The 10,804-nt window shown below is 68.1% G+C and carries 11 protein-coding genes; 5 read left to right on the forward strand and 6 right to left on the reverse strand.

What is annotated here, in order from left to right; translation table 11 throughout:
* Positions 1 to 43 precede the first annotated feature (43 nt).
* Positions 44 to 1,276: a glycerophosphodiester phosphodiesterase family protein gene (locus tag MKI84_RS19710; RefSeq protein ID WP_241621969.1), complete on the forward strand. Its 1,233-nt coding sequence runs from the start codon at positions 44 to 46 to the stop codon at positions 1,274 to 1,276.
* Between the two features lie 4 nt (positions 1,277 to 1,280).
* Here the strand turns inward: MKI84_RS19710 and MKI84_RS19715 are convergent, their stop codons facing one another.
* Positions 1,281 to 2,225 (reverse strand): AEC family transporter, encoded by a 945-nt coding sequence (locus tag MKI84_RS19715; RefSeq protein ID WP_241621970.1) that lies wholly within the window; start codon positions 2,223 to 2,225, stop codon positions 1,281 to 1,283.
* Between the two features lie 104 nt (positions 2,226 to 2,329).
* A complete protein-coding gene (locus MKI84_RS19720) occupies positions 2,330 to 2,623 on the reverse strand; it encodes a hypothetical protein (protein WP_241621971.1) in 294 nt (97 codons plus the stop codon).
* Between the two features lie 275 nt (positions 2,624 to 2,898).
* Here MKI84_RS19720 and MKI84_RS19725 point away from each other — a divergent pair, with 275 nt between their 5' ends.
* On the forward strand, positions 2,899 to 3,297 hold the full coding sequence (locus MKI84_RS19725; protein WP_241621972.1) for an acyl-CoA thioesterase: 399 nt from the start codon (positions 2,899 to 2,901) through the stop codon (positions 3,295 to 3,297).
* A gap of 4 nt (positions 3,298 to 3,301) precedes the next feature.
* On the opposite strand, the gene MKI84_RS19730 is transcribed toward MKI84_RS19725, so the two are convergent.
* Positions 3,302 to 5,518, reverse strand: coding sequence for a primosomal protein N' (locus tag MKI84_RS19730; protein ID WP_241622006.1), 2,217 nt, complete (start codon positions 5,516 to 5,518; stop codon positions 3,302 to 3,304).
* A gap of 131 nt (positions 5,519 to 5,649) precedes the next feature.
* Here MKI84_RS19730 and MKI84_RS19735 point away from each other — a divergent pair, with 131 nt between their 5' ends.
* The 3 genes from MKI84_RS19735 to MKI84_RS20720 all read left to right on the forward strand — a co-directional run bounded on the left by MKI84_RS19735 (position 5,650) and on the right by MKI84_RS20720 (position 7,333).
* On the forward strand, positions 5,650 to 6,636 hold the full coding sequence (locus MKI84_RS19735; RefSeq protein WP_241621973.1) for a tyrosine recombinase XerC: 987 nt from the start codon (positions 5,650 to 5,652) through the stop codon (positions 6,634 to 6,636).
* Positions 6,637 to 6,652: 16 nt separating this feature from the next.
* A complete protein-coding gene (locus tag MKI84_RS19740; RefSeq protein ID WP_425353867.1) occupies positions 6,653 to 7,087 on the forward strand; it encodes a VOC family protein in 435 nt (144 codons plus the stop codon).
* 117 nt (positions 7,088 to 7,204) lie between these two features.
* Positions 7,205 to 7,333, forward strand: a complete 129-nt coding sequence (locus MKI84_RS20720) for a hypothetical protein (protein ID WP_281063263.1) — start codon at positions 7,205 to 7,207, stop codon at positions 7,331 to 7,333.
* Between the two features lie 73 nt (positions 7,334 to 7,406).
* Here the strand turns inward: MKI84_RS20720 and lpdA are convergent, their stop codons facing one another.
* The 3 genes from lpdA to odhB are packed head-to-tail and all read right to left on the reverse strand — an operon-like array spanning position 7,407 to position 10,768.
* Entirely contained in the window at positions 7,407 to 8,810 is a 1,404-nt protein-coding gene (gene lpdA, locus MKI84_RS19745) for a dihydrolipoyl dehydrogenase (RefSeq protein WP_241621974.1), read from the reverse strand.
* A 41-nt stretch (positions 8,811 to 8,851) separates the two neighbouring features.
* Positions 8,852 to 9,493: a LysE family translocator gene (locus MKI84_RS19750; protein ID WP_241621975.1), complete on the reverse strand. Its 642-nt coding sequence runs from the start codon at positions 9,491 to 9,493 to the stop codon at positions 8,852 to 8,854.
* A 45-nt stretch (positions 9,494 to 9,538) separates the two neighbouring features.
* The gene (gene odhB, locus MKI84_RS19755; RefSeq protein WP_241621976.1) at positions 9,539 to 10,768 is read right to left on the reverse strand and encodes a 2-oxoglutarate dehydrogenase complex dihydrolipoyllysine-residue succinyltransferase; all 1,230 of its coding nucleotides are present in this window, start codon (positions 10,766 to 10,768) and stop codon (positions 9,539 to 9,541) included.
* Positions 10,769 to 10,804 lie beyond the last annotated feature (36 nt).

Here is a 10,804-nt window from a genome sequence, read left to right on the forward strand (position 1 = left end):
GATAGCAAAGCAGCACCTTCAGCCTCTCATGACGGAGCCCGCCATGACGTCGCCCGCCCGCCTTCTCCTCCTCGGCCTCCTCGCGCTGCCGCTTCCGGCCGCGGCGCAGGCGCCTGCCGGTCCCGCCGAAATCGGTCCGCGCCCGTTCTATCTGGTCGATTCCATGAAGGACGGTCCGCTCAAGGACGAACTCGCCCGCTGCAAGGGGCCGTTCACCACGAAGAACTTCTCGATTTCCCATCGTGGCGCGCCGCTACAGTTTCCCGAGCACACCCGCGAGGGCTATCTCGCCGCCGCGCGCATGGGCGCGGGCGTGATCGAGTGCGATATCGCCTTCACCAGGGACCGTGAGCTGGTGTGCCGCCACGCCCAGTGTGACCTCGCCACCACCACCGACATTCTCGCCCGCCCCGAGCTTGCCGCCAAATGTTCGCAGGGCTTCCAGCCCGCCGATCCGGCGACCGGGCGCAAGGCCAGCGCCAAATGCTGCACCAGTGACCTGACGCTTGCGGAATTCCGTTCGCTGAAGCCGAAGATGGATGCCGGAAACCCCAACGCCACCACCGTCGCCGACTTCATGAACGCGACGCCGCGTTGGCGCACCGACCTTTATGTCGACCGCGCCACACTGATGACCCACAAGGACTATATCGCGCTGGTGAAATCGCTCGGCCTGAAATTCACGCCCGAGCTGAAGACGCCGGAAGTCGCCATGCCGTTTGACGGCGACTACACCCAGCAAGCCTATGCCCAGCAGATGATCGATGAATACAAGGCTGCCGGCGTGCCGGCCAAGGACGTCTATCCCCAGTCGTTCCGCCTCGATGACGTGCTGTACTGGCTCAAGGCGGAGCCGGAATTCGGCACGCAGGCGGTCTATCTCGACGGGCGCGACGAGACCGATGCCGGCTTCGACAACATGAAGCCGGAGACGTGGAAGCCCTCGATGCAGGAGCTGGCGTCCAGCGGCGTCAAGATCCTCGCCCCGCCGCTCTGGATGCTGGTGACCGCCAAGGACGGCGCCATCGTGCCCTCCGCCTATGCCGAGGCGGCCAGGAAGGCCGGGCTTGGGCTGATTGCGTGGTCACTGGAGCGCTCCGGCCCACTCAAGGAGGGCGGTGGCTATTACTACCAGTCGATCAAGGACATCACCGACCGCGACGGCGACACGCTGGCGCTGCTCGACGTGCTGGCGCGCAAGATCGGCGTGATCGGCGTGTTCTCCGACTGGCCGGCGACCACCACCTTCTACGCCAACTGCATGAAGCTCGACTGAGGCGTCATCCCACGCCCAGGATCAGGAACCACACCGTCACGGTGAACAGGCTGAGCACGGTCGACAGCGAGACCGCGCCAGCCGAGGCGGCGACGCCGACGCCATAGCGCTGCGCCAGCAGATAGGCGTTGATACCGCAGGGCATGGCGGCGAAAACTACCGCCACATTCGCCCAGACCGGCGGCATGGGCAGCACCTGCACCAGCGCGAACACGATGGCCGGGTGCACGATCAGCTTCAGCAGGGCGATGGTCATCGCCGGGCCGAAATCGCCGCGCATCGGGTAGCGGTGCAGCGCCAGCCCCAGCGACACCAGCGCGCAGGGCACGGCGGAGGCGGCCAGCATGTCGAGCGTCTGCTTGAGTAGCCCGCCGGGCTGGAAATCGACCAGCTTGGCGATGGCGCCTAAGAAGATGCCCAGCAGGATCGGATTGAACGCCAGCAGCCGCGCCAGCCGGCGCAGGCTGGCGGCCGAGAGCCCGCCGGAGGCGCCTTCCGTCAGCACGATGGCGACCAGCATCATGATCGGCAGGTGCACCGCGAGCAGCAGGAACAGCGGCACCGCGCCTTCCGGCCCATAGGCCTGAAGGATCAGCGGCACGCCGACGAACACGGTGTTGCCCTGGCCGGAGGTGAGGCCGTGGATCACCGATTCGGTGTAGTCGCGCCCGAACAGCCGGCGCGCCGCCAGCATGCCGAGCGCGAACACCGCGAAGGCGCCGGTGAAATAGGCGATCCAGTAGCCCCAGGGCTGGCCGGCTTCCGGCAACTGCGCTTCGGCCAGCGTCTTGAAGATGAGCACCGGGACGGCGAGGCCGAACACATATTCCGACAGGCCTTCGGCGGCACGCTCACGCAGATGGCCGCTGACCGAGGCGACGAAGCCCAAGCCGATCAGGCCAAAGACCGGCGCCACGATGAAAGCGATGGCGCCGAGCTGCGCAAGCATGTCGCAAGGTCCTGAGGTGATTTCACGCCGGGCGGGGGATGCCCACCGGCAAGAAAACACGAATCGCCCGTGCTGGGGAGCGCCTCGCGCGCATGACAGCCGTGTCAGGCGGCGGCGGTGTTCGCCATGTTGGACACCAGGTGCGAGGAGCGCACCGGGACCATCACGTCGATGCGCGCCCACAGCCGCTCGGCGAGCTCCACCGGGGCGACGAAGGCAATCTCGGCGCGCATGTCGCCGAGATTGGCGGGGTCGATCCGCCCGTCGGCCGGGCCGTCGATGCGCACGCGGGTGGGCTGCACGTCGTGGATGGCGAAGGGCTCCAGCAGGCGGAGCATGAGATTGGGATGGGCATCGGCCTCGACGACGAGGCGATGGCGGAAGAGATCAGCGGTCATGGCAAAAAAATCCGATGACGGAACAGGAGAGTGCGCGCGTCAGAAATCCCGGCCGATTCAATCGGCCGGGCGACGAATTCGCCGCCCAAGGCTGATGGGCGCTCTCCACAGGATCAACGTCATGGCCGGGAAGCTATGTCCTGTCGGCGCAGGCGTCAATGGGTGCCGAAAGCGCTTGCACGATTGTTGCCTGCGCCTGAATGATCCGGATCGTGGCGCAGCCCCGCGACGGCCTATGCCGCCCGCGTTCTTCCACCCATGACAGGCTTGTTCCAATGGACCCCCTCGTTCCGCCTCCGGCGACCCCGCATGATTACAGCAGCCCTGTCATTCGCATGATCGCCATGCCGGCCGATACCAACCCGGCCGGGGACATTTTCGGAGGTTGGCTCATGGCGCATATGGACCTCGCGGCCGGCAACGTCGCCGCGCGGCGTTCCAAAGGCCGGGCGGCGACCGTTGCGGTGGAGGCGATGAGCTTTCTCAATCCCGTGCTGGTTGGCGACGAGGTGAGCTTCTATGGCGCGGTTCTCTCGACCGGCCGCACCTCGATGCGCGTGCGGATCGAGGCGTGGCGCCGCAAGCGCGAGGCCGAGGACATGATCAAGGTGACGGAAGCGATCTTCACCTTCGTTGCCATCGACGAGAACCGCCGGCCTCGCCCGATCGACTGAGCCGCTACAGAAAGCTCTGGGGATCGATGTCGATCTCGACCTTTAGATTGCCGGTCGCCCGCGGCGCGCCCGCCATCCAGCGCCAGACATAGGCGGAGAGGTCGAAGCTGCGGGGCGCGCGGGCCAGCAGGCGGAAGCGGTGGCGCCCGCGCACCAGCGCCAGCGGCGCCTCCGCCGGGCCGAGCACCCGCACCTCCTCCGCGCGCGGCGAACAGGCGGCCAGTGCGCGCGCATGGGCCTGCGCGGCATGAGCGTCGGTGCCCGAGACCACCAGCGCGCAGAAACGCGCGAAGGGCGGCAGATGGGCTTCCTCCCGCACCCCGATCTCGCGGTCGTAAAAGGCGTCGCGGTCGCCCGCCACCAGCGCCTGCATCACCGGATGCTCGGGCATGTAGGTCTGGAGGAAGGCGCGGCCCTCGACCTGCGCGCGCCCGGCGCGGCCGGCGACCTGATGCAGGAGCTGGAAGGTGCGCTCCGCCGCGCGGGGGTCGCCATGGCCAAGGCCCACATCGGCATCGATCACGCCGACCAGGGCGAGACCGGGGAAATTGTGCCCCTTGGCGACCAGCTGGGTGCCGACCACCACGTCGACCTCGCCGTCCTCGATGGCCTTCAGTTCGGCGCGCAGCCGCTCCACGCCCCCGGCAAGATCGCTGGAAAGCACCTGCGTGCGGGCATGGGGCAGAAGCGCCGCCACTTCCTCATGCAGCCGCTCCACGCCCGGCCCGCAGGGGATCAGCGCGTTCGGCTCGTGACAGGACGGGCATTCGCTCGGCACCGGCGTGGCGTAGCCGCATTGGTGGCACTCCAGCCGGCGGCGGAAACGATGCTCCACCAGCCAGGACGAGCAGGACGGACATTTGATGCGATGTCCGCAGGCCCGGCACAAGGTGAGCGGGGCATAGCCGCGCCGGTTGAGGAACAAGAGCGACTGCCCCCCGGCCTCGATGGTGCGCTCCATCTCCTGCACGAGGCGCGGGGCGATCCACTTGCCCTTGGGCGGACCTTCGCGGCGCAGGTCGATCGGCTCCAGCCGCGGCACGCGGGTGCCGGCGAAGCGTTCGGGCAGATGCAGGCGTGTGTAGCGCCCGCGCCGGGCATTGACTTCGGTTTCCAGCGAAGGGGTGGCGGAGGCGAGGACGATCGGCGCGCCGACGAGGCGGGCGCGCACCACCGCCATGTCGCGGGCGTGGTAATGCACGCCGTCTTCCTGCTTGTAGGCGCCGTCATGCTCTTCATCGACGATGATGAGGCCGAGATCGCGGAAGGGGAGAAACAGCGCCGAGCGCGCCCCCGCCACCACGCTGACCTCGCCCGAGGCGACGCCGGAGAACAGCTTCGCCCGCTTTTTGGTGGCGACGGCGGAATGCCACTGCCCCGGCGCCACGCCAAAGCGCCGGGTGAAGCGGTCGAGGAAGGCCTGCGTCAGCGCGATTTCCGGCATCAGGATCAGCACCTGACGCTTTTCGCGGATCGCGGTCGCCACAGCCTCGAAATAGGCTTCGGTCTTGCCCGAGCCGGTCACACCGTCGAGCAGATGCGCCTTGAAGGCGCGCGCACTCACCGCCGCGCTCAGCTCGGCGGCGGCCTGCGCCTGCGCCGGGAGCAGCTCGGGGGTGGCATGGTCGGGGTCCGGCGGCTCTGCGGCGGGCTCCGGCGGCAGCACTACGGTTTCCAGCGCGCCGTCGTCGATCAGCCCGTCGACCACCGAGGGCGAGACCCCGGCCTCGCGCGCGGCATCGGCCTTGGCGCGGACGAAGCCGTCCGCCAGCGCTATGATCAGCCGCTCGCGCGCGGCCGTCATGCGCTCGGGCCGGCGACCCGTGGCGCGCACGCCGGTGCGCTCGCGCCCTTCGCCGCGCGTCTCGTCATGGCGCAGGGCGAGGCGCAGCACCATGCCGGGGGGCGTCACCGTGTACTCGGCGATCCAGCGGATGAAGGCCAGCATGTCCGGCTGGAGTGGGGGCACGTCATATTTGCGGTGGATCGCTTTGAGCTTCGCGGGATCGACCGTCGGAGCACCCTCCGCGCGGGGCCAGACGCAGCCGAGAAGGCGCCGCGTGCCGAGCGGCACCACCACGATATCGCCCGGCGCCACGCTCATGCCTTCCGGCACGCGATAGGAATAGGCCGAACCGACCGCGACCGGCAGCAGCACGTCTGCGATGGTCTCGCGCGGCGGGAACAGGGACGGGGAATCGGCGGGGCTTGTCTGCGGCATCATGCCTTCATAGCGTCATCCCGCCCGCAGGCGTAGCCGGATAGACCCGTCGTCGTCCGGCAGGGCGATGCGGTGGAAGGGCGACGTTAAGAACGCGGCGGCATCCTTGCCGCCTCACTGCAGGAGACACCATGGCGAGCACCGATGCGCAGAAGGCGGCCCGCGCGGAAGATGCGCTGATGGCCGGCGCGGCGCCCGATGTCGCGGCGGTCGCCAAGGCGTGGCTGGCGCGGCTGGCCCATGAGCGCCGGCTCTCGCCCAAGACCCGCGAGGCCTATGCCCGCGACCTGCTCGGCTTTCTCGGCCTGCTCGCCCGCCATCTCGGCGCCACGCCGGACATGGCGGCGTTGGGCGCGCTGCATCCGCGCGATGTGCGCGCGGTGATCGCGGCGCGGCGGGCGGACGGCATCGAGCCCCGCACGCAGATGCGCTTCCTCGCCGCCGCCCGCTCCTTCGGCCGCCACATGGAGCGCGAGGGGCTCGGGAAGGTCGGCGCTCTCACCGCGGTCAAGGCGCCACGCATCGCCAAAACCCTGCCGCGTCCGGTCTCAGTGGAAGACGCGCGGGCATTGGGCAATGCCGACACCCGCGCAGGGGAGAACCGCGAGCCCTGGGTGCTGGCGCGCGACGCCGCCGTGATCTCGCTGCTCTACGGCTCCGGCCTGCGTATTTCCGAAGCGCTCGGCCTGCATCGGCGCGACATGCCCGAGCCGGGAAGGGGCGACCAGATCATCGTCCACGGCAAGGGCAACAAGACCCGCATGGTGCCGGTGCTGCCCGGCGTGCTGGCGCTGATCGACGATTATGCCCGTGCCTGCCCCTATGAGCTGGAGCCCGACCGCGCGCTGTTCCGAGGCGCCAAGGGCGGCCCGCTCTCGCCGCGCATCGTCCAGCTCGCGGTGGAGCGGATGCGCGGAAGCCTTGGTCTGCCGGACAGCGCGACGCCGCACGCGCTGCGCCATTCCTTCGCCACCCATCTGCTGGCGCGGGGCGGCGATCTGCGCTCGATCCAGGAACTGCTCGGCCATGCCTCGCTCGCCACCACGCAGATCTACGCGGCGGTGGATTCGGCGGCGCTGATGGCGGCGTGGAAGTCCGCCCATCCTCGCGCCCGCTGATCGTCCGGAGACTCACATGCAGCCCATCCGTCCGATGATTGAGCACATGTCGATCGGCGTTTCCGACTATGAGCGTTCGCTCGCCTTCTATGACGCGGTGCTGGCGCCGCTGGGGTTCACACGCGTGTCGTCCCATGCCGAGCCGGAGGGCGAATCCGCCTGCTGGGGGCCGGAAGGCGAATTGCCCTCGCCGGAGGGCACGCCCGGCGCCGCGCCGTTCTGGATTCAGCACCGCGCGGACAAAGTGGTGCCGCCGCCCGGCTTTCATCTGTGCTTCATGGCGCCCTCCCGCGCGGCGGTGCGGGCCTTCCATGCGGCGGGGGTGGCGACGGGCGGGCGCGACGAGGGCGCTCCGGGGCTCCGCCCGCATTATGGCGAGGGGTATTATGCCGCCTTCCTGTTCGATCCCGATGGCTGGAAGATCGAGGCCGTGACCTACACGGATGCGTGAGACCGCCGCTTCTGCCGGCTATTGAGGCACCAGGGTGCCGGTGCCGCTCTTTTCATCGCGGGCAAAGCGGGCGACACTTTTCCCCATCGTCAACCTAACCTCTGAGGAGAGTGTCTGATGAAGCGTCTTGCCACCGCGCTCTGCGCGCTTGCCCTGACCGCCGCGGCCTCCGGCGCCGCGCTCGCCGACTGTTCGCCCGGCCACACGGCTTCCGCGCCGGTGCAGACCGACACCAAGGGCAGCTGAGGCTGTATTTTCTCAAATGAAAACGGCCCGGAAGTCGCCTTCCGGGCCGTTTTTATGTCGTCAACGCCGCGCCTCACATGTGGATGGCGCGCTTCTCCACCGCCATCGCCGCTTCCTTCACCGCTTCGGAGCGGGTGGGGTGGGCGTGGCAGGTGCGGGCGAGGTCTTCGGACGAACCGCCGAACTCCATGAGTACCGCGCATTCATGGATCATCTCGCCGGCCTCGACACCGATGATGTGCGCGCCGAGCACCTTGTCGGTGGTGGCGTCGGCGAGGAACTTCACGAAGCCTTCGGTCTCGTTATTGGCCTTGGCGCGGCCATTGGCGAGGAAGGGGAACTTGCCGACCTTGTAGGCGATGCCCGCGCTCTTCAGCTCTTCCTCGGTCTTGCCGACGCTCGCCACTTCCGGCGAGGTGTAGACCACGGCCGGGATCACGTCGTAATTCACATGGCCGGCCTGACCCGCCAGCAGTTCGGCGATCGCCACGCCCTCGTCCTCGGCCTTGTGGGCCAGCATCGGGCCGACAATGGCGTCGCCGATTGCGAAGATGCCGGGCACGTTGGTGCGGTAATAATGGTCGGTGACCACGCGGCCGCGCTTGTCGGTCTCGACGCCGAGCGCCTCCAGCCCGAGCCCTTCCGTGTAGGGCACGCGGCCGATGGCGACCAGCACCACATCGGCCTCCAGCGTCTCTGCGGCACCGCCGGCGGCCGGCTCGACACCGACCTTCAGCACCTTGCCCGAACTGTCGACGCCGGTGACCTTGGTGCCGAGCTTGAAGGCGATGCCCTGCTTTTCCAGAATGCGCTGGAACGACTTGGCGACCTCAAGGTCCATGCCCGGCAGGATGCGGTCGAGATATTCGACCACCGTGACCTCGGCGCCGAGGCGGCGCCACACGCTGCCGAGCTCCAGCCCGATGACGCCGGCGCCGACCACCAGCAGCTTGCCGGGCACCTTCTCCAGCGCGATGGCGCCGGTGGAGGACACGACGCGGGTCTCGTCGATCTCGATGCCGGGCAGCTTCGCCACATCCGAGCCGGTGGCGATCACGATCGCCTTGGTCTCCAGCGACTGGGCGGTGCCGTCGGCCATGGCGACATCCACCTTGCCGGCCGCCGGGATCGAGGCGGTGCCGTGATAGGTGTCGATCTTGTTCTTCTTCATCAGGAAGGCGACACCCTTGGTGTTGCCGTCCACCGCCTGGTCCTTGAAGGCGAGAAAGGCTTTGTGGTCGAGCTTGGGCTTATCCACCACGATGCCCATCTGCGCGAAGCTGTGATTTGCCTCGTCGAACAGATGCGAGGCGTGCAGCAGCGCCTTGGACGGAATGCAGCCAATGTTCAGGCAGGTGCCGCCGAAAGTGGCGCGCTTCTCGACCACCGCGACCTTGAGGCCGAGCTGGGAGGCGCGGATCGCGCACACATAGCCCCCGGGGCCGGTGCCGATGACGACAAGATCGTAGGAGGACATTGGCAGTTCCTTTGGGCGGTGCCTTGGAATCTCGTGAGTGGTCAGCCGGCCTTCTGTACGGCAAGCCGCAGGCCGAGCAGGACGAAGGTCGCACCGGTGACGCGGTTGAACCAGCGCCCGCACGCCTTGAAGCGGGCGCGCACGGCCGGATTGGTGAAGAACAGCGTGACTCCGGCGAACCAGACGATCAGCGCCCCCGCCATGCCAATTCCGTAAAGGAAGGAAATGGCGACCGGCGTCTCATGGCTCACCAGCGTGGCGAACAGGGAGAGGAAGAACAGAACGGGTTTCGGGTTCAGCGCATTTGTGAGGAAGCCCGCGCCGAAGCAGGCGGCCAGCGACAGGTCGCGGCGCGCGCCGGCTTGGCTTGCCAGCGCGCCCTCGTCAATGTCGAGCGGCTTCTCGAAGAACGACTTCACGCCGAGATAGATGAGATAGGCGACGCCGAGCCATTTGATCAGCGCGAACAGTGTCAACGACTGCGACACCACGAGGCCGAGCCCCAGCAGCGTGTAGCTGATGTGGAACAGCAGCGAGGCGCCAATGCCGAAGCTGGTGGCCACGCCGGCGCGCCGGCCATGAACCACGCTCTGGCGCACGACGAGGGCGAAATCCGCCCCCGGCGCCACGATCACCACCGCGAACACGGCCATCAGGGCCGCGAATTCGCTCAGATAGTTCATCGCGTCCTCCGCCGGGCCGGCGCCCGGGTTACAGGCGTGCCCGGATCACAGGTCCAGCACGAGGCGGGTCGGGTCTTCCAGCGCTTCCTTGACGCGGACCAGGAAGGTCACGGCGCCCTTGCCGTCGACGATGCGGTGATCATAAGAGAGCGCCAGATACATCATCGGGCGGACCACGACCTGACCCTTGATCACCACCGGGCGCTCCTCGATGCGGTGCATGCCGAGAATGCCGGACTGCGGGGCATTGAGGATCGGGGTCGACATCAGCGAACCGTAGATGCCGCCATTGGTGATGGTGAAGGTGCCGCCCTGCATGTCCTCGATGCCGAGCTTGCCGTCACGCGCCTTGCGGCCATAGCCGGCAATGGCCTTCTCGATGCCGGCGATGGACAGCTCGTCGGCCTCCTTCACCACCGGGACCACGAGGCCCTTATCGGTGCCGACCGCGATGCCGATGTTGTAGTAGTTCTTGTAGACGAGGTCCTGGCCGTCGATCTCGGCATTCACCTCGGGCACGTCCTTCAGGGCCTGGATGACGGCCTTGGTGAAGAAGCCCATGAAGCCGAGCTTCACGCCATGCTTCTTCTCGAACACGTCCTTGTACTGCGCGCGCAGGTTCATCACCGCCGACATGTCGACGTCGTTGAAGGTGGTGAGCATCGCGGCGGTGTTCTGCGCATCCTTCAGCCGCTTGGCGATGGTCTGGCGCAGCTTGGTCATCTTCACGCGCTCTTCACGCTCGGCATCGGCCGGCGCGGAGGGCGCGCGGACGGTGACCGGCGCGGCCGGGGCGGTGGTGCCGGCGGCGATGGCTCCGAGCATGTCGCCCTTGGTTACGCGGCCGTCCTTGCCGGAGCCGGCGAGCATGGCCGGGTTGAGGCCGCTCTCGGCGGCGAGCTTGGCGACCGCGGGGCCGTTCGAGCCGGCCGACGCCGCCTGAGCCGGGGCGGGAGCCGGAGCCTGCTTGGGAGCTTCGACCTTGGGCGCTTCGGCTTTCGGGGCTTCCGCCTTGGCGGGAGCCGGAGCCGCGCCCGAGCCTTCGCCGATCTGGCCGAGAAGCGCGCCGACGCCGACGGTCTCGCCATCCTTGGCGATGATCTCCGAGAGCACGCCAGCGGCGGGGGCGGGAACCTCGATCGTCACCTTGTCGGTTTCGAGTTCCACGATCGGCTCATCGGCGGCGACAGCCTCGCCCGCCTTCTTGAACCACTTGCCGATGGTCGCTTCGGTGACCGATTCGCCCAGCGTGGGAACCCGGATCTCGGTGGCCATGCTCGTTTTCCTTACCTAACCTCTGGCCGGCTCTGA

The sequence above is a fragment of the Ancylobacter gelatini genome (assembly GCF_022601675.1).
GTDB lineage: Bacteria > Pseudomonadota > Alphaproteobacteria > Rhizobiales > Xanthobacteraceae > Ancylobacter > Ancylobacter gelatini.